The organism is Spongiibacter taiwanensis (assembly GCF_023702635.1).
GTDB classification, from domain to species: domain Bacteria; phylum Pseudomonadota; class Gammaproteobacteria; order Pseudomonadales; family Spongiibacteraceae; genus Spongiibacter; species Spongiibacter taiwanensis.
In genome coordinates this window covers 623379-645103 of the sequence record NZ_CP098455.1, presented here as the reverse complement: position 1 = coordinate 645103, position 21725 = coordinate 623379, and the positions used below count along the sequence as shown (strand labels likewise).

General features: G+C 56.5%; 25 protein-coding genes and 1 tRNA gene. 23 read left to right on the top strand and 3 right to left on the bottom strand.

All coding sequences use genetic code 11. The annotated features are described in order from the left end of the window. Positions 1–36 precede the first annotated feature (36 nt). From flgE to NCG89_RS03045, 14 genes are all read left to right on the top strand, one after another. Positions 37–1254 carry a flagellar hook protein FlgE gene (gene flgE / locus NCG89_RS03120; RefSeq protein ID WP_251088313.1) on the top strand — a complete coding sequence of 406 codons (1218 nt, stop codon included), beginning with the start codon at positions 37–39 and terminating at the stop codon, positions 1252–1254. Between the two features lie 39 nt (positions 1255–1293). Continuing rightward, positions 1294–2034, top strand: coding sequence for a flagellar basal-body rod protein FlgF (gene flgF / locus NCG89_RS03115; protein WP_251088312.1), 741 nt, complete (start codon positions 1294–1296; stop codon positions 2032–2034). A 13-nt stretch (positions 2035–2047) separates the two neighbouring features. Beyond that, the gene (flgG, locus tag NCG89_RS03110; RefSeq protein ID WP_251088311.1) at positions 2048–2833 is read left to right on the top strand and encodes a flagellar basal-body rod protein FlgG; all 786 of its coding nucleotides are present in this window, start codon (positions 2048–2050) and stop codon (positions 2831–2833) included. Positions 2834–2859: 26 nt separating this feature from the next. After that, positions 2860–3543: a flagellar basal body L-ring protein FlgH gene (flgH, locus tag NCG89_RS03105; RefSeq protein ID WP_251088310.1), complete on the top strand. Its 684-nt coding sequence runs from the start codon at positions 2860–2862 to the stop codon at positions 3541–3543. A gap of 16 nt (positions 3544–3559) precedes the next feature. After that, positions 3560–4699: a flagellar basal body P-ring protein FlgI gene (locus NCG89_RS03100; RefSeq protein WP_285236388.1), complete on the top strand. Its 1140-nt coding sequence runs from the start codon at positions 3560–3562 to the stop codon at positions 4697–4699. Further along, positions 4700–5116, top strand: a complete 417-nt coding sequence (locus NCG89_RS03095; RefSeq protein WP_251088309.1) for a rod-binding protein — start codon at positions 4700–4702, stop codon at positions 5114–5116. A 3-nt stretch (positions 5117–5119) separates the two neighbouring features. After that, positions 5120–7009, top strand: coding sequence for a flagellar hook-associated protein FlgK (flgK, locus tag NCG89_RS03090; protein ID WP_251088308.1), 1890 nt, complete (start codon positions 5120–5122; stop codon positions 7007–7009). A gap of 24 nt (positions 7010–7033) precedes the next feature. Next, on the top strand, positions 7034–8227 hold the full coding sequence (gene flgL, locus NCG89_RS03085) for a flagellar hook-associated protein FlgL (protein ID WP_251088307.1): 1194 nt from the start codon (positions 7034–7036) through the stop codon (positions 8225–8227). Positions 8228–8740: 513 nt separating this feature from the next. Next, entirely contained in the window at positions 8741–10207 is a 1467-nt protein-coding gene (locus NCG89_RS16860; protein ID WP_285236387.1) for a flagellin N-terminal helical domain-containing protein, read from the top strand. A 290-nt stretch (positions 10208–10497) separates the two neighbouring features. Beyond that, positions 10498–10776, top strand: coding sequence for a flagellar protein FlaG (locus tag NCG89_RS03065; protein WP_251088306.1), 279 nt, complete (start codon positions 10498–10500; stop codon positions 10774–10776). 145 nt (positions 10777–10921) lie between these two features. After that, positions 10922–12322: a flagellar filament capping protein FliD gene (gene fliD / locus NCG89_RS03060; RefSeq protein ID WP_251088305.1), complete on the top strand. Its 1401-nt coding sequence runs from the start codon at positions 10922–10924 to the stop codon at positions 12320–12322. Positions 12323–12437: 115 nt separating this feature from the next. Then, a complete protein-coding gene (fliS, locus tag NCG89_RS03055; RefSeq protein ID WP_251088304.1) occupies positions 12438–12854 on the top strand; it encodes a flagellar export chaperone FliS in 417 nt (138 codons plus the stop codon). A 9-nt stretch (positions 12855–12863) separates the two neighbouring features. After that, the gene (locus tag NCG89_RS03050) at positions 12864–13211 is read left to right on the top strand and encodes a flagellar protein FliT (RefSeq protein WP_251088303.1); all 348 of its coding nucleotides are present in this window, start codon (positions 12864–12866) and stop codon (positions 13209–13211) included. Between the two features lie 343 nt (positions 13212–13554). Further along, positions 13555–14673 carry a sigma-54 interaction domain-containing protein gene (locus tag NCG89_RS03045; protein ID WP_251088302.1) on the top strand — a complete coding sequence of 373 codons (1119 nt, stop codon included), beginning with the start codon at positions 13555–13557 and terminating at the stop codon, positions 14671–14673. 48 nt (positions 14674–14721) lie between these two features. Here NCG89_RS03045 and NCG89_RS03040 read toward each other — a convergent pair whose 3' ends face one another. Continuing rightward, positions 14722–15006: an EscU/YscU/HrcU family type III secretion system export apparatus switch protein gene (locus NCG89_RS03040; RefSeq protein WP_251088301.1), complete on the bottom strand. Its 285-nt coding sequence runs from the start codon at positions 15004–15006 to the stop codon at positions 14722–14724. Then, positions 15003–16367 (bottom strand): flagellar hook-length control protein FliK, encoded by a 1365-nt coding sequence (fliK, locus tag NCG89_RS03035; protein ID WP_251088300.1) that lies wholly within the window; start codon positions 16365–16367, stop codon positions 15003–15005. The genes NCG89_RS03040 and fliK overlap by 4 nt, the downstream gene beginning before the upstream one ends. Before the next feature lie 276 nt (positions 16368–16643). On the opposite strand from fliK, the gene NCG89_RS03030 reads away from it, so the two are divergent. Next, positions 16644–16720, top strand: a tRNA-Arg gene (locus NCG89_RS03030). Between the two features lie 166 nt (positions 16721–16886). Here the strand turns inward: NCG89_RS03030 and NCG89_RS03025 are convergent. Further along, complete coding sequence (locus tag NCG89_RS03025; RefSeq protein WP_432757881.1) at positions 16887–17063, bottom strand: helix-turn-helix domain-containing protein; 177 nt, start codon at positions 17061–17063, stop codon at positions 16887–16889. 171 nt (positions 17064–17234) lie between these two features. Here NCG89_RS03025 and NCG89_RS03020 point away from each other — a divergent pair, with 171 nt between their 5' ends. The 8 genes from NCG89_RS03020 to NCG89_RS02985 all read left to right on the top strand — a co-directional run bounded on the left by NCG89_RS03020 (position 17235) and on the right by NCG89_RS02985 (position 21679). Further along, a complete protein-coding gene (locus NCG89_RS03020) occupies positions 17235–17474 on the top strand; it encodes a hypothetical protein (protein ID WP_251088298.1) in 240 nt (79 codons plus the stop codon). Next, entirely contained in the window at positions 17467–18684 is a 1218-nt protein-coding gene (locus tag NCG89_RS03015; RefSeq protein WP_251088297.1) for an Arm DNA-binding domain-containing protein, read from the top strand. Before NCG89_RS03020 ends, NCG89_RS03015 begins: the two co-directional genes overlap by 8 nt. Positions 18685–18741: 57 nt before the next feature. After that, the gene (locus NCG89_RS03010; RefSeq protein WP_251088296.1) at positions 18742–19650 is read left to right on the top strand and encodes a hypothetical protein; all 909 of its coding nucleotides are present in this window, start codon (positions 18742–18744) and stop codon (positions 19648–19650) included. Continuing rightward, the gene (locus NCG89_RS03005) at positions 19647–19991 is read left to right on the top strand and encodes a hypothetical protein (protein ID WP_251088295.1); all 345 of its coding nucleotides are present in this window, start codon (positions 19647–19649) and stop codon (positions 19989–19991) included. Before NCG89_RS03010 ends, NCG89_RS03005 begins: the two co-directional genes overlap by 4 nt. 73 nt (positions 19992–20064) lie before the next feature. After that, positions 20065–20253, top strand: coding sequence for a hypothetical protein (locus NCG89_RS03000; protein ID WP_251088294.1), 189 nt, complete (start codon positions 20065–20067; stop codon positions 20251–20253). After that, positions 20240–20479, top strand: a complete 240-nt coding sequence (locus NCG89_RS02995) for a hypothetical protein (RefSeq protein WP_251088293.1) — start codon at positions 20240–20242, stop codon at positions 20477–20479. Before NCG89_RS03000 ends, NCG89_RS02995 begins: the two co-directional genes overlap by 14 nt. 44 nt (positions 20480–20523) lie before the next feature. Next, a complete protein-coding gene (locus NCG89_RS02990) occupies positions 20524–20766 on the top strand; it encodes a hypothetical protein (RefSeq protein WP_251088292.1) in 243 nt (80 codons plus the stop codon). Between the two features lie 763 nt (positions 20767–21529). Then, positions 21530–21679 carry a DUF8742 domain-containing protein gene (locus NCG89_RS02985; RefSeq protein WP_251088291.1) on the top strand — a complete coding sequence of 50 codons (150 nt, stop codon included), beginning with the start codon at positions 21530–21532 and terminating at the stop codon, positions 21677–21679. Positions 21680–21725 lie beyond the last annotated feature (46 nt).

Below are 21725 nucleotides of genomic sequence, written 5' to 3'. Positions count from 1 at the left end.
TCCCGGTGGGATCGCTATGCCAGTAGGAGTGACATTATGAGCTTTCGTATCGCACTGAGTGGATTGAACGCCGCCTCTGCCCACCTGGATATCACGGCGCATAACATCGCCAACGTGAATACCACGGGCTTCAAGAGTTCCCGGTCGTCCTTTGCGGACGTATTCGCCACCTCGAACAACGACGTCACGGCCACCACCCCCGGTGCCGGTGTGCGTCTGAACACCATTACCCAGCAGTTCTCCCAGGGCAATATCGACTTCACCGATAACAACCTGGACCTGGCCATCAGCGGTGAGGGCTTCTTCACCATGAAAGGCGCCAACGGGATTACCTATACCCGCGCCGGGGCCTTCAGCGTTGATCGTGACGGCTACGTGGTGAACAGCAACCTGGAAAAACTGCAGGTGTTTCCGGCGGCCGCCAATGGCACCTTTGCCACCGGCTCCCTGGCCGATCTGAAACTGCAGATCACCGAGAACCCACCGCAACAGACCAGCCGCACCGACATTGGTTTGAATCTGCCTGCCAATGCGCCCGTCCCGGCGGCGAGCCCATTCGACCCGACCTTGCCCTCGAGCTACAACCACGCTACCTCGATGACGGTGTACGACTCCCTGGGCACCAGCCATACGGCGACCATGTACTTTATTAAGGAGCCCACTGCTAACAACTGGAGTCAGCGCTTGTATGTGGACGACAACCCGGTGGGTGGCGCCAATACCCTGACCTTTGATAATGCCGGTATTTTGACCAGCCCGGCCTCAGGTCTGGTTACCTATCCAGCCTACGATCCCGGCACCGGTGCCGCCGATCTGAACCTGAGCTTTAACTACATCGACACCACCCAGTATGGCCAGGAGTTCAGCGTGAACAACCTGCAGCAGGATGGTTTCACCACGGGCCGGATGACCGGCATCGAAGTCAGCAGCACCGGGGTGGTCTCTGCCCGCTTCACCAATGGCCAGTCTTCGCAACTGGGAAAAGTGGCGATGGCGATCTTCTCCAACCCCAATGGCCTGCAGCAGCAGGGCGATACTTCTTGGGCGGAAACCTATACCTCGGGTGGTCCGCGCTTGGGTGAGGCTGGTACTTCCAATTTTGGGCTGTTGCAAGCCGGTGCCCTGGAGGGTTCCAACGTGGACTTGACCGCCGAGCTGGTGGAAATGATCACCGCCCAGCGGAATTTCCAGGCCAACACCCAGATGATCTCCACATCTGACCAGGTAACTCAGGCGATTATCAATATTCGCTAATGACTGAGCTGAAGCAGATAAGCGAGTAAGGAGCAGACGATGGACAGATTGGTTTTTCTCGGCATGACCGGTGCGAAGCACACCCAAATGGCACAGACCAACAATGCCAACAATCTGGCCAACGTCAGCACTGCGGGATTTCGGGCTGACTTTCAAAGCCTGATGACCCAGAACATTGACGGACCGGGCCACGCCACCCGCGCCAATGCGGTGATGGCGGGCACGGAAACCGACTTTACCCCGGGCGCGGTGATGAGCACCGGCCGCGACCTGGACGTGGCTATTCGCGGCAGCGGCTGGTTTGCGGTGCAGGCTGCCGATGGCAGCGAAGCCTACAGTCGTCGGGGCGATTTCAGTCTGACCAGTGATGGCATGTTGATTAACGGCGCCGGCCAACCGGTGATGGGTGACGGCGGCCCGGTGGCCATTCCCGATCATCAAAGCCTGTTTATTGGTGACGATGGCACCGTGTCGATTGTCCCCCTGGGCCAGGGGCCGGAATCCCAAGTGACAGTGGACCGCATTCGCCTGGTGGATGCGGACCCCGCGCAATTGGTGAAAGGGGAAGATGGCTTGATCCGCCTGAAGGATGGCGGTCAGGCAGAAACCTCGGCGGCGGTGCGAATTACCGCCGGCAGTTTGGAGTCATCCAATGTGAATGCGGTGGACGCCATGGTGAATATGATCGCGCTGGCGCGCCAGTTTGAAATGCAGGTGAAGGTGATGGATACCGCCAAAACCATCGACGAAACCAGCGCACGTCTGATGCGATTGGAATAAGAGGAACGACAGTATGAACTCATCTCTGTGGGTCGCAAAAACCGGCCTGGATGCCCAGCAAACCCGGATGCAGGTCACCAGTAACAACCTGGCCAACGCCAATACCACCGGCTTCAAGCGGGACCGGGCGTCCTTTGAAGACCTGCTGTACCAGAATCAGCGTCAGGTGGGCGGCCAAACCTCCCAGCAAACCCGTTCACCCAGTGGCCTGGCTGTGGGAACCGGGGTGCGGGTGGTGTCGACCGAGAAAATCCATCAGCAGGGCAGCATGAACCAGACTGGCAACTCGCTGGACCTGGCTATTCAGGGCCGCGGCTTCTTTCAGATCCGCATGCCCGATGGCTCCATGGCGTACACCCGTGACGGTGCCTTTCAGCTGGATGACCAGGGACAACTGGTCACCAACACCGGCAATATCGTGGAGCCCGGTATCACCGTGCCCCAGGGCACCCAGAGCATTACCGTGGGTAGCGACGGGGTGGTGAGCGCCCTGATCGCTGGGGAAACCACACCATTACAAATCGGCAGCCTGCAGCTGGCCGATTTTGTGAATGCCTCCGGTCTGCAGGCCCGGGGCGAAAACCTGTATCTGGAATCCGCCTCTAGCGGTGCGCCCCAAACCGGCACCCCCGGCTTGACCGGCATGGGCACGGTTGCCCAAGGCGCCCTGGAAGGCTCTAACGTGAACGTGGTGGAAGAGCTGGTGAATATGATCGAAACCCAGCGTGCCTATGAGATGAATTCCAAGGCCATCTCCACCAGTGATCAGATGATGCAATATGTTAACAACAATATGTAATTCGGCTTCGGCCCCGGGACGACACCATGCGTAGAACTCACTTTACCCGCCTGCTGCTGATCGCCGTACTCGCTGCCTTGGGCGCCTGCGCCCAGAACCCGGCGGCCCGCAACAACGCCAATTGGGAGTCAGCGGCGGTACCGGTTGAGCCGATGCCGCCGGCGACCGCCGGATCAATTTATCGGCCGAACTATGGCATGAAGCTCTTCCTCGACCGTCGGGCCCGCCAGGTGGGGGACATTATTACCGTCACCCTGCAGGAAAAGACCGATGCCAGTAAGTCGTCTACCACTGCCACCAGCAAAAGCAGTGATCTGGAGATTCCGGGGGCGACTGTACTCGGCCGGGCGGTGACCCGCGGCGGCATTCCCATTGATACCTCGGTCGGCAACGAGCAGGAGTTTTCGGGGCAGGGCAGCAGCTCCCAGAGCAACAGCCTGACCGGCAGCATTACCGTTACCGTGTCTGAGGTGCTAACTAACGGCAGCCTGCGGGTGCGCGGCGAAAAGTGGGTGACGATTAACCAGGGCGAAGAATTTATCCGCCTGATGGGCATTGTTCGCCCAGAGGACATTGCGGCGGACAACACGGTGCCGTCTTACAAAGTGGCCGATGCCCGCATTGCCTACAGCGGCAAAGGTACCTTGGCCGATGCCAATTCCATGGGCTGGCTTGGCCGCCTGTTCCAGTCCGTGCTGTCGCCCTTCTGAGGGTGGTAGGAGAAACATGATGAAGAAACTGTCGGTGAATCTTGGTAAGGGCCTACTGTCGGCGCTGTTGTCGGCCAGCCTGATGCTTGGCTTGAGCCAGGTTGCCCGGGCCGATCGGGTGAAGGATCTGGTTAGCGTCGCCGGGGTGCGGGAAAACCAACTGGTGGGCTACGGTCTGGTGGTGGGCTTGAGTGGCACCGGGGACCAAACCAGTCAGGCGCCTTTTACCGTGCAAAGCATTAAAAACATGCTCAGCGGCTTTGGCATTCGGGTGCCGGATAATGTGAACCCCCAGCTGAAAAACGTGGCTGCGGTCACCGTGCATGCCAATTTGCCGCCCTTCGCCAAGCCCGGCCAGACCATTGATATTACGGTGTCATCCATTGGTAATGCTGCCAGCCTGCGCGGCGGCAGCCTGTTGATGGCGCCCCTGATGGGAGCAGATGGCCAGGTCTACGCCATTGCCCAGGGCAGCTTGCTGGTGGGCGGTTTGGGCGCTTCCGGCAATGACGGCTCCCGGGTAACCGTAAACATCCCCAGCGCCGGTCGTATTCCCAATGGCGCGACCGTCGAGCGGGCCGCGCCCAGCACTATGGCCGCTAACGGTGAAATCATGTTGAATTTGAAGAAGCCCGATTTCACCACCGCTCACCGTCTGGCCCAGGAAATTAACAGCAAGTTCGGTGCGGGCACTGCCAGCGCGCTGGATTCTGCCTCCGTGAAAGTGCTTGGCCCCAGCAACCCGGATCGCAGCGTGACCTTTATCTCGTTGCTGGAAAGTCTGGAAATCACCCCGGCGGAAGCCGGTGCCAAGGTCGTGGTGAACTCCCGCACGGGCACCATTGTTATCGGTGGCAACGTCCGGGTGATGCCCGCCGCGGTGACCCACGGTTCCTTGACGGTATCGATCAGCGAAAACCTGAATGTCAGCCAGCCCCAACCCTTCAGCCGAGGCGGCACCACGGTGGTCACCCCGGAATCGTCCATTGAAGTGACTGAATCAGGCTCGCGAATGTTCCTGCTCGATGCCGGGGTCACCCTGGAGGAAATCGTCAAGGCGATTAACTCGGTGGGCGCGGCCCCTGGTGACCTGGTGGCGATCCTCGAGGCGCTGGATCAAGCGGGCGCGCTGCGCGCCGAGCTGGTGGTGATCTAAATGGATATCAAGGCCCAAAACTATCACGACTTTTCCGGTCTGGCGGCGCTCAAGAAAGAGGCTGCACAAAGCCCGGAAGAAGCGGCGATGCCGGTCGCGCGGCAGTTTGAGGCCCTGTTTGTGCAGATGATGCTGAAAAGCATGCGCGACACCGTGCCCGAGGGCGGGTTGTTCTCCGACTCCGGCCAGAAAATGTATCAGGACATGCTCGACAGTCAGTTGTCGGTGTCGATGTCTGAGCATCAGGGTATTGGCCTGGCTGAAGTCATCGCCAAGCAACTTGCCCGGCAACAGGGAGTATCCGAGTCGAGCAGTGGCGAGTTGACCGCCACGGCGGACTCTCTGCGCCTGCAATTGCGCCAGGCCCGTATTCAGGAAATGGCCAGCGGTGCCGATATGTCGTCTTTAGAGAGGTAAATCATGGGTGATATGTTGGGCAATTCTCTGTCGGCGCTGGTGTCCTACCAGCGGGCGATGGCTACTAGCAGTCACAATATCGCTAATGCCGATACCGAAGGCTACAGCCGCCAGCGGGTCGACTTTTCCAGTCGCACACCTCAGCAGGTGGGCAACCTGAGCATTGGCTCCGGGGTGAGCCTCTCCTCGGTGCGGCGGGTTTACGATGAATTTGCCACCAGCCAGTTGCGCGATGCGACGGCGGGCTTTAACCATCTGGACAGCTACTACAAGCTGGCCGTCCAACTGGACAATGTGGTGGCCGATCCGGACATCGGCCTGGCGTCGTCCATGTCGCGGTTCTACAACAGCATTCAGGACATGGCGGACGACCCGAGTTCGATTTCGTCGCGCCAGTTAATGATTGCCGAAGCCAATTCCCTGGCGTCGCGGATTGCGGAGCTGGATTCGCAAATGTCGTCCATGGATAAAGAGGTCAATCTGCGCATTAGCAGCTCGGTGGCATCTATCAATGACCTGGCCGCACAGGTTGCCGAAATGAACCGGTTGATCTCAGAGAGCGAAGGGCAGTTTGGCACAGCGGCCAATGACCTGCTGGATAAGCGGGACCAAGCCGTCATCCAGCTCAATGAGCTGATTGGTATCAAGACCGTGGTACAGGACGACGGCGCGCTGAACGTGTTTATCGCCAACGGCGAATCCCTAGTGTTGGGACAAAAGAGCACCCAGTTGGCGGCGGTGCGCAGCGAGTTTGAGCCTGATCGGGTGGAGCTGGCCCTGCAGAAAAGTGGCGGCAATGCGGTGATTTCTGACATTGTCAGCGGCGGTGTGCTGGGCGGCGTGCTGTCCTTCCGGGACGGCATTCTCAGCGAGGCGAAAAGCGAGCTGGGCCGGATTACGGTTACCCTGGCCACCACCTTAAACGAACAAAACCAGGCAGGTATGGACCTGAACGGCGATATGGGTCAGGCCTTGTTTGGCATCTCTGAACCCCAGGCTTTTCGCTCCACCGCCAACACCGGCAATGCGACGGTAACCGCGCAAATCACCGATATGGGCCAGATCACTGGCGACAATGTGCTGATGCGCTTTGATGGCAGCAACTGGAATTTTTATACCGCAGGCAGTCAGGTGCCCGTGACGGGTGTGACAGGTGCGGGCACAGCGGCTGACCCCTTTGTCTATCAGGGTGTCAGCTTTGTGGTCAGCAATACGCCGGCGACAGGGGATCGCTTTTTGCTGCGCCCCACCGCGGATGCGCCCCGTCACCTCTCGGTGTTGATTAATGACCCTGCGCGAATAGCCGCAGCGGCGCCAACCCGCACCCGTGCCGAACCTGACAATGCCGGCGGCGCCAGTATCAGTCAGACAGAGATTATTGATCCCAGCGACCCGGCCTTGCTCAGTGATGTGACCATTGAGTTCACGAGCCCGACCACCTATAGCATCAACGGCAGTGGCAGCTTTAGCTACGTTCCGAGTGCGAATATCGACATTAACGGCAATCGGCTCAGCATTAACGGTAATCCAGCGGCAGGTGATCGCTTTTTTATCGGCGCCAACGTTGGCGGGGTGGGCGACAACCGCAATGCCTTGAAGCTGGTGGCCACTGAGACCAAAGGTGTTTTGAACGGCGGCACCGCCAGCTTGCAAACCACCCTGAGCGGGTTGGTTGGCGATGTTGCCGTGGCGACCCGCAGCGCCGAGGTCAACCGGCAGTCCCAGCAGAATTTGCTGACCCAGACCCAGGCCCGCCAGCAGGAGATATCCGGGGTGAATCTGGACGAAGAGGCGGCCAATTTGCTCAAGTTCCAGCAGGCCTATCAGGCAGCGGCCAAGGCCACCAGTGCCGCCAACGACATGTTTCAGGCGCTGATGGCGGCGTTCCGCTAAGCGGCGTATTGAGGTAGTGACACCATGAGAATCTCCACCGGACAGATTTACGCCAAGGGCCTGGGTGCCATGCTGGAGCAGCAGGCTCGGCTGGCCAAAACCCAGGAGCAAGTGGCAACCGGGAAGAAATTATTGTCTCCCGCCGACGACCCGGTCGGCAGTGTCCGGGCTCAGGAATTGACCCGGGCCCTGGAGCGCACCGGCCAGTATCAGCGCAATGCCAATGTGCTGGACAACCGCCTGCGTTTGGAAGAGGGGGTGTTAGGCAACAGCGTTGAAGTGCTGCAGCGCATTCGGGATCTTGCCGTGCAAGGGGCCAACGCCACTCAGGACAACGAAAGCCGCAAGGCCATTGCGAACGAGGTCTGGCAACAATTAAACAGCCTGGTGGGCTATGCCAATACGCGCGACAGCAGCGGCAACTTTATCTTCGCTGGCTTCAAAGAGGGGAGTCAGCCCTTCAGCTATGCCAACGGGTCTGTGACCTATAATGGCGATGATGGCGTGCGACAGCTGGAGATTGGCCCTGCGGCGGCTATTGCTGATGGCGACCCCGGGTCGGCGATTTTCATGAATATTCCCAGCGGCAATGGTCGCTTTCAGGTTTTGCCTAGCGCCGCTAACCAGGGCGATTTGATTGCGGAGGGAGGCTCGGTGTCCGACCCTTCCCAATTCACTGGCGCCGGGCTGCGGATCGAATTTACTGCCCCGGACCAATATCAGGTGGTGGATAGCGGTGGAGGAGTTGTGGCTGCCGGTAACTACCAACGCGGCGATAGCATCACCGTTGCCGGGATGACGGTAAATCTGACCGGTAGACCGGCCGCCGGAGACAGTATCGAGTTGGCACCCGCTCGCGTTAAGGATGTGTTCGCTACCGTTGCGGAGTTTGCGACGGCACTGGATACCTCCCGTTCCAGTGCTGCGGATCGGGCCACTTTAACCAATCAGATTAACGCGGTGATATCGAATCTGGATCAGGCCATATCCCATCTGGTGGACAAACAAGCCGGTGTCGGCGCGCGGATGCAGTCACTGGAATCGCAAATGGATATTAACGCGGGCGCCGAAATTCGCCTTCAGGAATCCCTTGCCGATATTACGGAACTGGACTACGCCGAGGGCATCAGCCGGATGAACCAGCAGCTGCTCGGCCTACAGGCCGCCCAGCAGGCCTTTGCCAAGGTGCAGGGCCTGTCGTTGTTTAATTATCTTTAAGGCGGCTGCGCTGCCGGTCTGACGGCGGTTGTGGGACGCATGACGGGAGACGGGAGATGCGGCGCGTTATGTTATGCGCTTCTTGTCGGCCTAAGAGATATTTTGTCATTCCGGACGCGTTTTTTTGCGATCCGGAATCCAGTGGCTTGCGTTCGTAGCCGTCTGGGCCCCGGTTCGAAGCTTACCCCGGGATTGATCTGGGGGCGGGGCGATGTACGGCGTAATCAACTTGCTATCGCGCCAAATTCTCAGAATGGGGTTTTGCGTGTTACCTGGCCTCAGACTTCAGACAATCAAAGTCCCCTGTTTACACCCGTCAACTGCAGTGCTCTACTCGTCCGAAACGTGCCGCTTTTTTAATACGTTAGGCCCACTAGGTACATCTACTAACCCTAAAATTCTTAAAGGTTTTTTCCTTCTCACCGATACAGAGTTTGAAAGCGCAACGAAGCCGACAGGCCGCTGCTTAACAAAGACGACAGTCTTTATCTCGATGAGATTAGGAGAAACACCATGGCACTTAGTATCAACACCAACGTCGCCTCCCTGAACGCACAGCGTAACCTGTCGCGCTCACAAGACACCCTGAACACCTCCCTGCAACGTCTGTCTACTGGCCTGCGTATTAACAGCGCCAAAGACGATGCTGCAGGCTTGGCCATCTCAACCCGCTTCACTACCCAGATCAATGGTCTGAACCAGGCGGTTCGTAACGCCAACGACGGTATCTCACTGGCTCAAACCGGTGAGGCCGCGCTGGACGAAATCACCAACAACCTGCAGCGCATCCGCGAGCTGGCGGTACAGTCTGCCAACTCCACGTACTCTGCCTCTGACCGCGCCGCGCTGGATGCTGAAGTACAGCAGCGTCTGGCTGAGATCGACCGGATCGGTGGTCAAACTGCCTTCAACGGCACCAAGATTCTTGATGGCACCTTCGGCACCGCTACTTTCCAAGTTGGCGCCAATGTGGGCGAGACCATCAGCGTTAACTTGACCACCGGTGTGAAGTCTACCCAAATGGGGCAAATCGCCACTGCAACTGGTGGAGCGGTCACCGCCAACGCCCTGACAGATGGCGGTTTGACCATTGCGGTGGGTAGCAATGCCGCTGTCTCGGTACAAGCGTCCGTTGCTGGCAGTGACAATGGCCAGGCCGCTACTAGCGCCTACGCCAAAGCCGTTGCAATCAACTCAAGCGGTGTACCTGGCTTGACTGCAACCGCCTCCAACAGCGTGGTTGACGATGGCTTTACCGACATCACTGCGGGTGATACCGGTGCAGACACCTACGACCTCACCATCAACTCAGTCAATATCTACTCTTCATACGATTTGACTGGAGGTGACATTACCGCCTCGGATATGGCTGCTCAGATCAACTTGTACTCCAACCAAACTGGTGTGACCGCGAGTTATGACTCGGTTGCTGATGAGTTAACCCTGTCGACTGCTGATGGTCGCAACATTGACGTCACTTCAACGTTGACCAATGTTGGTGGCGGCACAGCCCCTGCTGGTGGCTTCAGCACAGACGTGGCCACCAACAACACCGGCACACTCACCAACAATCGCGGCACGATCAGCCTTACTTCCACTGAAAACATCGCAATGACTGGCCAGTTCGCTGATATTGGTCATGCCAACAGCATCACTAAGGACACCAGCACCCTGTCTTCCGTGTCAGTGTCTACTGTGGCTGGCTCTAACGACACCATCAGCCGGATCGACGCCGCGCTGACCACCGTGAGCGACTTGCGCAGCACCTTCGGTGCGGTACAAAACCGCTTCGAATCCACCATCACCAACCTGCAGACCATTTCTGAAAACCTGTCTGCATCGCGTGGCCGGATTCTGGATGCGGACTTCGCCGCCGAAACTGCCAACCTGACCAAGGCGCAAATCCTGCAGCAAGCGGGTACCGCGATCCTGGCCCAGGCCAACTCCCTGCCGCAGAGTGTACTCAGCCTGCTGCAGTAAGCCGAAACCGCCCCGCAGCCCAGGCTGCGGGGATTTTTTGGCTTAACAATTTATGTCGGATTTGGCGGAAGGGCCGTTCAGCTCTTGCCGCCGTTTTTGCATGTCGGCAGATAATTCTCAGCCGGCGAGGTAGGTGACAAATGGACACCAATCTTTCGATAAGCAACGCTGTGCGAAGCGTGCCAGCCGCTAAAGCTGAAGCTGGGCCGGTTCGACAGCAGGCCGCGTCTGTATCCAGTGCACCGGGCTCTGGGTCAGAGCTCGAGGCCAAAAGCTCAGGCCAACCTGAAGTGAGCCGCCTGGCCCTCGCTGTTGTGGCGCTGGCTGACCAGGGGCGCGCGCCGGATGTTGAGAAAACTGAAGAGGCGGTGGCGCGTCTGAATGAAATATTGAAAGACCGGCGCCGCGAACTGGAGTTTTCGGTGGATCAAGACACGGGGCTGACTGTCCTCAAGGTTATCCATGCTGAAAGCGGTGAAGTCATCCGCCAGATTCCGCCAGAGGAGCTGCTGCACATTGCGCGCACGTTTATTGAAGGAACCGGGAGTTTCATTGACGATCAGGCGTAATGACTGATCGATTTCGCCGCGGTAGGGGAAAGTACGATCTGCGCTGCTTGCGGCTGAGTAGTATAGTTTGAATAGAAAATTACGTTGTTTGAATTACGATTTTTGAATCACGTTCTTCTGAATCACGTTGTATGCTGGAGACAACATGGCATCGCTTACAGCTTCAGGTATCGGCTCGGGATTGGATATCAACAGTATTGTTTCCCAGCTCGTCACGGCAGAACGCGCGCCGCAGCAAAATCGTCTCGATGCCAAAGAGGCGCTGATTCAGGCGAGGATGTCGGCCTATGGCACCCTGAAGTCCGCGTTGAGTGAGTTCAAAACCAGCCTGACTGCCCTGAAAGACCCGACAACCTTTGCCAAGCGCAGCACCACGGTTGGTGATGCCACGGTATTCACTGCCAGCGCGACCACCTCAGCGGTGGCCGGTAACTACGCGGTGTCGGTGGAGCAGCTGGCGACCCGCCATAAAATTGCTTCCGAGGCATTCACCGATTCAGACACTGTGGTTGGCACCGGTACACTGAGCATCTCTGCTAACGGTGAATCTTTCTCCTTCGCCATCGCGAGCGGCAGCGATTCGCTGTCGGCGATCCGCGACCAGATTAATAATCACGCCGACAATTTTGGCGTGACTGCCAGTATTGTGACCGACCAGGACGGCGCACATCTGGTTCTCAGTGCCAATAATAGCGGTGTGGAAAATCGCCTCACCGTGACGGCGACACCGGCGGTGGACGACACCGGTGATTTGAGCAAGCTGGCATTTGACCCATTAGCGGCCAGCAACGCCATGACCCAGAAAGTGGAAGCGAAGGATTCCATTGTGATGGTCGATGGCTTCACCCAGACCAGCCCCAACGACCAGGTTACCGGCATGATTGAGGGTGTGACCCTGAATCTCAAAACCGCCAAGCCGGGTGAAAATATCAATCTGGTGGTGAGTAAAGATACTTCTTCCGTGCGCAAGAGCATCGAAAGTTTTGTGACCAGCTATAACAAGCTGATTACCACGGTGAAAGACCTCACCGCCTATAATCCCGAAGCGGATACCGCCGGCTTGCTGCAGGGGGATTCCACCACCCGCAACATCGCTAACCGCCTGCGTCAGGAAATCAGCGCCGCAACCACGGGGGCGGCTTCCGAGCTGGATACCCTGGCCGAACTGGGCATTACCACGGCAGAGAGCGGTAAGCTTGAGATCGACGCAGGCAAGCTGAATGAAATTCTGGACAGTGATTTTGCCAGCATCCCCAGTCTTTTCGCAGGCGATACCGGCTATGCCTCCCGCCTGGACTCGCTGATCAGTAGCCTGACCGATACGGGCGGTTTGCTTTCGACGCGTACCGATGGATTGGAAAGCCAGATCGACCGCATTAACGATCAGCGCGATGCCCTGGAGCGTCGTATTGCGGCGATTGAAGCGCGCTACACCGCGCAGTTTTCCGCTTTGGATAGTTTGATTGGTCAGCTCAGTAGCACTGGCGAGTTTCTCAACCAGCAGCTGGCAAATCTGCCTGGCATTGCCAGCAATAACAACAAGTAAGCTGAACGCAGCTCGCATCGAGAAATCCGTATAAATACTGGGTAAGAAACCGATAAAGAAGCCTCTCTCGCTGCCGATAAGGTAAGTAGAAGATGGACAAACACGAGGTAGGGCAATGACTTACACAGCGGGAATGGCCAGTCGGGCCTACAGTAACATCGGTGCGCAAACCCAGGTGACCGGCGCGAGCCCGCACCGCTTGATCCAATTGCTGCTCGATGGCGCGCTGGATCGCCTGGCCGCAGCCAAGGGCCAGATGCAGCGTAATGAGACGGTCAATAAAGCGACCACCATCGGCAAAGTGATCTCCATTATTGATGGTCTGCGCATGAGTCTCGATCATAACGTCGACGGTGAAATGAGTGAGAATCTCGAAAACCTGTATGACTATATGAATCGGCGCCTGTTGATCTCAAACATCAACAATGATGTACCCGCGCTCGAAGAAGTTGCAGCCTTACTGCGTGAGTTGAAAGAGGCTTGGGATGCCATCCCCCAGAGCCAGCAAGACGTGTCAACAGTTGCGGTATGAGGTGACATTGTGGGAATCGAAACCTTTAGACATTCAGACGGACTGAGCCCTCGGCAGCGCGAACTAAGCGGTCTGCTCGATCTGAGCGAACAAATTTTGAGCTTTGCTGAGCTGGGCGATTGGGGGTCGGCGGTCAAGCTCCAGCGCCATCGTCGCCTGAGTATGGACGCCTTCTTTGCCGAACCCTGTGCGCCCGCCGAGAGCGCTGAAGTGTCCCGGGTGATCCGCAGTATTCTGGATATTGATCATCAGGTATCCGACATTCTGTATAACTTTCGCCACCAACTGGTGAAGGAATCCGGGGCTGCTTCCCGGGGAATGCGTCAGGTCGATACCTATCTCAGCAACAGCGTGTAGTTCCTCTTCCCCCGTGTCCCGTCCCATGCGGTTTATGGGCGGGGCACACCTTTAACTCGCCTAATCCATACCCGCCTAGTGGTAAGCGCTTATTGGTTCCCCCATCCGCTTTCGGCACACTGTTGAAAAGTAAGGGCAGACTTGCCGATATCGTGGGAATTCTGAGACAGCGTAGCTGCCCCAAAAAAAAACATAAGCAAAGCGTTAGGTTTTCTAAGAAGATTTACGTATTAGATCGATACCGCTTCTGTCTTAGCATAAAGATGTAAACCAATAAAAGTCGTGGTTTTGAGACGCTCCAGCATTGCGACAGACATGCTGATTATTTGGGGGGAGCTTGGTAATGGATGGTATGTTGGCTAACCCAACCCGCAGTAAATCTCAGAATATGACAACGCAGCGAGGTGGCCTGGTGTCCAAGGTTATGTGCGATTTAGAGCGCGTAATCAAACAGGTCGCTGAGTTCGACACCCTGGTTCTGATTCGTGGTGAATCCGGTGCGGGTAAGGAAGTGGTTGCCCGTCGAATCCATGAATCTTCCAACCGCGCAGGCCAGCCTTTTATTCCCGTTAACTGTGGCGCCATTCCGGCAGACCTGTTGGAAAGCGAGCTGTTTGGCCATGAAAAGGGGGCCTTTACCGGCGCCGTAGCCACGCGCAAAGGTCGCTTTGAAATGGCCGAGGGCGGCACCCTGTTTCTCGACGAGATTGGCGATATGAGCCTACCCATGCAGGTGAAATTGCTGCGGGTGCTGCAAGAGAAAAGTTTCGAGCGAGTGGGCAGCAATCAGACCCAGAAGTGCAACGTGCGGATTTTGGCCGCAACCCATCGCAATCTGGAAGACATGGTCAATGAAGGCAGCTTCCGTCAGGACCTGTTCTATCGCCTGGAAGTCTTCCCCATCGAGGTGCCGCCGCTGCGTGAGCACCCGGAAGATGTTGCCGTACTGATGGGCAAGTTTATGGCTCGCTTGGAGAGCCGGGGCATGCGGACCCCGCGTTTTTCAAGTTCCGCCATGCGCTCATTGCAGCGCTACTCCTGGCCCGGCAATGTCCGGGAGCTGGAAAACCTGATGGAGCGGATGTCCATCACCCACAGCGGGCAGGTGGTTAGGTCGTCAGACCTGCCCCGGCAATACCGCTCTCTGGATGTGGTGGACACGGCAGATGACGACCTGGACAGCGATAACGGTCAGGACCAGGCTGCGCTGTTGGATGCCCTGACTCGGGACCGCCAGGACGAGGCCGACGAGAGTGCGCCCATGGTGAATAACCTGGGCAGTGGTTCACCCGTGCTGCCTAGCGCTGGCATGGATTTGAAAGGCTATCTCCAGGACCTGGAACAGTGGTTTATTGTGGAAGCACTGCGCAAGGAAGACGGGGTCATCACGCGTGCCGCGCAATTGCTTGGCCTGCAGCGGACCACCCTGGCTGAGAAAATGAAGAAGCTGGGTATCAGCTAATTTGCAAATCGGGGCGGGTGTTGTCGCGTCGGCCCGTTCCTCCCTGTGTTACTCGGTATATCCCTCAGGAACTTTGTCCTTTAGCCGGTAAGCGAAGGCGATAATTTCGGCCACTGCCACATACAATCCCCGGGGGATTTCCTCGTCCAGTTCAACCTGCATCAGCAGTTTCATCAGGTCGGCATTCTGGTAGATGGGAATATCGTGCTCAGTGGCCAGTTCCAGAATGCGCCTGGCCACCTCGCCTTCGCCTTTCGCGGTGAGCTGAGGCGCATTGCGGCCGTCGTAGTGCAGGCTGACGGCCACCTGTTCTGGTTGCTGCGGTCCGCTCATGCTTTCACCTGGATAAATGTGGTCTCGCTCAGACTGTTTTCACCACGGCTTGATGACAGGCCGAGTTGCAAGGCGAGTTGGGGGGAATCCACACCCTGGGCGACCAGGCCGTCCCGCAGCTCGTGCAAATGCTGCTCGAAAAGGCTGAGCGTATGGCTGTGCGCGAAATTGAAACGGCTGGAGAGGGTTTCCTTTTCCCACTCCAATGCCACCTGAATCGGGCCCAGCCCCGGTAGATCGAAGCTGAGTTTGACCTGCCAGCGTCGCTCCCGTGTCGTCTCCGGGCCCTCTTGCGCGCCGGGAGATTCACCTTGTCGCTGATCCCGGTTCCACAGGAACTGCATTTGCCAGAGGTCCACACCATCCCGGTCGAGCACCGGTAGCTCCACCATCAGTGAGGCTGGTTGACCCTCCGGTTGGCGCAGATGGAGCAGCTGGTTCGATTCAATTCTGGCCAGGGCTGATTTGATATCTGCCAGCAGGCGAAGGGTTAGCTGCGCTTCGCTTGTTGAAGGTGGTTGCAGTGCTTTGCGCCCCTGTGGAAACAGCTCTCCGGGCAGCTCTGATCCCGATGAGGGCGTCGGGTAGGCCTTGGCCAATTGCTGCTGGCGATCGATGGGGGGCGCGCCAGGTGTTGCCGGCAGGTTCAGCGGGGGCGGCAAGGGGGCGGCGGCTGTCGCGCTGGCGCCGGACGGGCTCACGGGGGGATAGGCGCTGGTTTTGCTATTGCCTGAGCCAGGTGGTGCCGCCCCTTTGGGTGTCGTTTGGGATTCGTTCTGAAGCTGCTGCAGCAACTTCAGCATGGCGGCTTTCAGATCAGGTTGCTGGGCCGCTGGTGCGGATGTTGGCGACGGCGTATTGCCGGTATTGAGCAGGTTCGCCTCCATAAAGGTGCCGCTGCGTAACACCTGCTTGCGCAGGTTCGCGGCGTCGAACAGCTGCTCGGGCTGGGGCAACTGACCCAGCAGCGCTCTGGCGAATTGAGCGGCAGGTTGCTGGCTTGCCTGCAATGAGGCTGATACCAGTGTTGCCATCGCCTGTGGCAGCGGCTGCTGATTGGGGAGCAGCTGGCGAAGTTGCCGGTTCACTTCGCTGGCCGGAGCGTTAAGAATCCGCAGGGTGGGGCGTTGGCGATGGTCCCGGCCGCTGAGCATCAATCGCAATTCTTCGCCGCTGCGCAATGGGGTCTGGCTTTCGGCCATCAGGCGCAAATTGCCAGAGGCCAACTCGTATAAATGGTTGGCGCGCTCACCCAGTACGGTGGCAATCAACACCCGGTCAGCGGGAATCACCGGCGCAGGACCGGCCGGGCGGTTCACCGCGGCAGGTTGGCTGGGCACTGTGGGGTTAATGATTACCATGACATATTTCCCAATGACTCAACTTGTTATCGGCAGGTTGCAGCGGAACTTGAGTCTCCCTGACCGAACGCGCGCCGCATCGCGACGGTGGTGTTGGTCATTGCTTCCCACCTGGAAAAGAGGCTGGGGGTGACTGAAATCTGCCCAAAATGGTGAAAAAAGAATCAACGAAATCAAGGGATTGCCGGGAAAAAGGCCCCGGCCATCTTTTATTAAAAATATTCGGTGCCAGCGTTGACAGTACCGGACACCTTCAATATAGTACGCACCCTCGACGCGCTCGTAGCTCAGCTGGATAGAGTACCTGGCTACGAACCAGGCGGTCGGAGGTTCGAATCCTCCCGAGCGCGCCATTATTAAGTTGCTGAATTGCAACGGAAAAGCCCAGCCTATGGCTGGGCTTTTTTATGCCTGAAATTTGGGGCTGTGGCAGGTTTGTGACAGGTTTTGTGACACATCTTCCGGCCCTATAGTTCGGCTTGACCTCTTGGTGCATGCCTAAAGCACACGATGTTGCTGTTATCCCTCTATGCGCTCAAACAGATCTTTCACATCGCAGTTGAAATAGTCGCAGAGCTTATCAATAGCCTCAAGGTCCACCCTTGTGGCTGTCTCTTTGTAGAGCAACGTTATCGTATTTCTGTGCAGGCCTGTGTCTCGTGCGACATCGGTCACTTTCAATTTTCGCTCGCCCATGAGTCTACTTAAGTGGCATTTAATCATTCTAAAAATTTATTTGTCATCCAGAATGCAAAAAAGGTGTTGAAAAAGTCATTTTTCCAGCTAGAATGTTATTCAGGATGACAAACCGCCTCCCTTGATGGCTTTTTGTCATTTCGAAATTCTAGCATAGAAGGAGTGACGCAAATGCCTGATCAAACGTTTTTGACTACTGACGAGCTCTCGGCGCGGATTAAATACGATGCTCGGACAATCCGGAACCAGCTGAAAGATTCAGTTTTGTTGGAAGGAGTGCATTACTTTCGTCCTTTCGGTGGGCGAAAAATTCTCTACATTTGGGAAACCATCGAAAGGGATATGAAAAAAGTTCGGCCCGTCACTTCCATTGATATCCCCATGTCATCAGGAGGAATGTGTCGTGTCTAAAATTCGAGTGAGAAAAGAAACAGGATTTTTATACTTTGATTTCTTTTTTAGGGGCCAGCGCTGTAGAGAGCAGACTCGATTAGAAGATACGCCGCCAAACCGCAGGAAAATGGAGCAGGTCTTAAAGAAAATTGAAGCCGAGATCATGCTCGGTCAATTCGACTACCTTGCGTATTTTCCGAACTCCAAAACCGGCCAGAAGCTTGTTCAAGAAGAAGGGCTCCGTCTTCAGTCACCCGCACAGGCATCAGTGGCCCGGGTACAGCAGATGCCCTTGCAGGAATCGATGGACTGCCCAAATTTCCAAGTGTTTGCGGAGCAGTGGCTGATCGAAAACGAGGTTCGTTGGCGCAAGGCGACGCTGGAGCTTCAGCAGTCCATCCTGAAACGGCACCTGATGCCGGCATTTGCGGATAAAAGCGTCAACAGCATCACCAAAGCGGAAGTGCTGTCGTTTCGGTCGACACTTGCCAAAGTCCCCGGTCATAACGACAAGATGCTAAGTGCTAAAACCATCAACGAAATTGTTGGCTCCCTTAAGGCCATCTTGGATGAGGCTGCTGACCGGTATGGCTTTACCAGCCCGACGGAACGCATCAAACGTCTCAAAGTACAGAAGAAGGACATCCAGCCGTTTTCTCTGGAGGAGGTACGGCTCATCCTCGAGAAAGTCCGGGAGGACTACAACCCCTACATGACAGTTCGCTTCTTCACCGGAATGCGGTCCGGTGAGCTCCACGGCCTTAAGTGGCGGTTCGTTGATTTCGAGCGGCGTCAGATCCTGATTCGCGAGGCGTTCTCGAAAGGGCGCACCGAATATACAAAGACCGATGGGAGTCAGCGGGAGATACGCATGTCGGAATTGGTCTATCTGGCGCTGAAAAAGCAGGAGGCAGCGACGCGAAAACTCAGTGAATACGTGTTTTGCAATACCAGGGGCCTGCCATTGGACAACAAAAACTTCACTGATCGCGTGTGGTACCCCCTGCTTCGTTTCCTTGCCCTGGAACCACGGCGCCCATACCAGACACGGCACACCGCCGCCACGCTCTGGTTAGCCGCCGGTGAGTCGCCAGAATGGATCGCCACGCAGCTGGGTCATACCTCGACTGAAATGCTATTTCGCGTGTATTCCCGCTACGTGCCCAATCTGACGCGGCAGGATGGCTCAGCCTTCGATCGGCTGTTGGCGGAAGGAGAGCAAGCATGAACGTGATTACCGTGGCGGGATCCGCCTCCAGTGAGAGCGTCGGCGAGGAGGAATGCAATGCAGCGACTATTTGAAGGGAATGGTCACCATCTCGTGCCGACATCACCAGCGGCATTGCAAGCACAAGACAGTGTGCCGCTCAGGGACTACTACTTCCGCGTCCTGGGTCGGATTGACCGGCTGAACCGGGCAGGGCAGGGCTGTACCCGGCTGGAGTTGGGTTGTATTGCGGGTACCGCGACTGCAGTGCTGCGGCATGACCACTTCCTTCCCCGACAGCGTGATGTGAATCACGGCGATATTGTCAGGGTGTTCGGTGAGTTGCGGATGTTGAATGGTCGTAATGTCATCAAGATCGGGGCTTTTAAGCGACTTGATCCTGGGGCCACCGTGTCTGCCCGAGCGCTATTGCCCCGAGAGTGGGTGCTGCCATTGTACATTCCAGACCTTAGAGCCGTTGTCCGCCATTGGGAGGCCATTGGTCATGCGCCGTTATCCCAGTTTCTGTCGGGGGTGTTTAGTGATGCCAGTACAGCAATGGGTTTCCTGAATGCCCCTGGCAGCTACCGCCATCACCACGCCCATCAGGGCGGATTGCTAGAACATAGCGCCGACATGCTACGGCGATTTGAAGGGCAGCCGCTGTACCAATGCCCGGGCCCAAAGCGAGATCTGGCGACAGTACTTATCCTGCTTCACGACATCGGCAAAACGGTCACTCTAGTTGGAAGTAGTTGTTATCCACGCGGAGCGCGCCAGCCGCATGAAATGGCGGGCTTGGAGATGATGGCTGCTCCTCTTGCTCAACTGGAGATGGTTGATCCGGAGATGGCCAATTTGATCCGGGGCTTTTTCAAGCCAGGACACTGGGCGCCCCGGCACCACCATGCAGTCTACCGATTGGTGTCCGCACTGGACCGCCAGAGTGCGGATATCACCCTTACCCAAAGAGAGTGGCAAAAATGAGTCAGCAAACACCTGGTTTTGAACAACAGCAGCGCCAGCTGAGGCCCTTACCCAAGCGAGAGGTCACAATCCCGTACATGGCGAACATGGCTGAGGAGTTCCTCGTCGGCTTGACCTGGACGCTTTTCGGGGTCGTTGAGAGCAACGAACTGGCGGTAAGGGGCAGAGCGGGGCGTGTCGACGTCTTTGGCCACGTCCCCTCACTCTTGTTCTACCCGCTGATCGCGAACCGGCTGTTCGGGATCAATGCGGCCGACAGAGTAGCTGCTGAGCGCCTATCGGGAACGACGTCTACCCAATACGAGATCAACTTCAGGGAGGCATCAAAAAATGCGGATTAAGACTATTACGGCCGCCAGATATGCCAGGGAGAGACGCCCCATCGCGAAAAACCTAGCGCGGGGTGGCGTCGACATGTACTTGCTCACCAAAAATGGACAAATCTCAGGAGCGGTAGTTAGTTATGAGAGGTGGTTACAAAGCATCCGTCGCCAGGAGCTAGAAGAAGCCTTCGCTGAGTTCACAGCTATTCTGCGTGAATTCGAGGCCGGTCAAGACGCGGTGGATACGGCTGGGCAAAAAGGAGCACATGATGATTCTTGAGCTGATATCGCCGAGGCGCCTGAAGCGGGAATTGAACAAGGTCATAAAAAATCTGGAGAAAGGCAACCCTGATATCTACATTGTCTCCAGAAAGGGCAAGCGTGTGGCATATGTTATGGCGCCAGACCTCTTCATGGACTGGCTCCATCGGGTCGATCACGCGGATTCCGATGAGGCGATTCGCGCCCTGCGTGAGCAGCGATCAGCCCCGACAAAAGCACCGTGACGTGGAATTTTCGATTTCTTACAAATGGACAGGGAGGCATAGATATGAAGCATACAGTGACGGAAACGATAGAGATCGACCGCCTGAACGCGATCACCTGCGATATATGCCAGACGACATACCGTGACGGTCTGGAGATGCAGGAATTTCATCACATCCTCACGACTGGCAGCTATGGATCCATATTTGGTGACGGAACGTTGATTGAGTGCGATATCTGCCAGCATTGCCTGATGCGGTTGCTGGGGGGGTACATCCGCACAGAACATCAGGATGAGCGAGCCTGAATGCGCTGGATACCAAGCAAAAATTAGTGTGGACGATTGTCTATGCTGGAGTGAGACACTGCCAAATGCCTTCGGGATGTATCTGTTAAGCAGAGCCTGAACCGATCAGAGATCAGTTATATCGGCTAGTCGAACACAACTCGCCAAAACTCCGTCCAGATTAAAGGTAATCGAGGTGGAACATCCCCCGTCGGAGTCGTTACAGCAGCTTTAAGCTTCGAAATTGAGCCGGTCGCTTTAGGAAGGTTTTCGCATCGACTGTATACCGGTCTCCGTGTATTGCAATTTCCGCGAACACATGACGGCCGGTATCATCCCAAGGCTGATCCGCAACAATGCCCGAAAGATCCTCTCCTCGGCACTCAAATATGCTCGAGATGGCTACTGCGTTGAGCTTCAAGGTCTCGCGCTGCTTAGACCACATACACGTTCTGTCAGCAAGGCTGGCGCGATAAATGGGGATTTTGGTCAACCAGTAATTGATTAAAAAAATGCTCATTCCAGCTTAGAGTTTTGCCGCCAAGCTGTACCATCTGCCTGAAAATGCGACATGATCATGTATACAATATATAAATATAAAGGCATTTGGATTTTAATAACATAATAACTGGGGCCGGCACATTTTTTAGTCCGTGCTTCTGCGCGCATGGTCAAAAAACTCATTGCGCAACAGATACCTAGCTACATTCTGGAGCTAATACCTACCTGCTGGTCAGGCTTGCTGCTACACTCCCTGCGGTCAGGGAAAGGAATCTCAATAAGAATGCTGAAACTCGAAGATATCAAGTCAGGGGCTGAAATTCGGGGTATACAGGGCGACGACATCGTTAAAGTCGCCCATATTGATCCTGTAGGCTCAGACGCTGTCACGGTCATTTATAAAGACGCTCAGGCAATCTGGGCGAGCAAATGATGTTTCGCTCCGACGAGTCATGCTTGGAGCAGTCAAAATTAGGCTG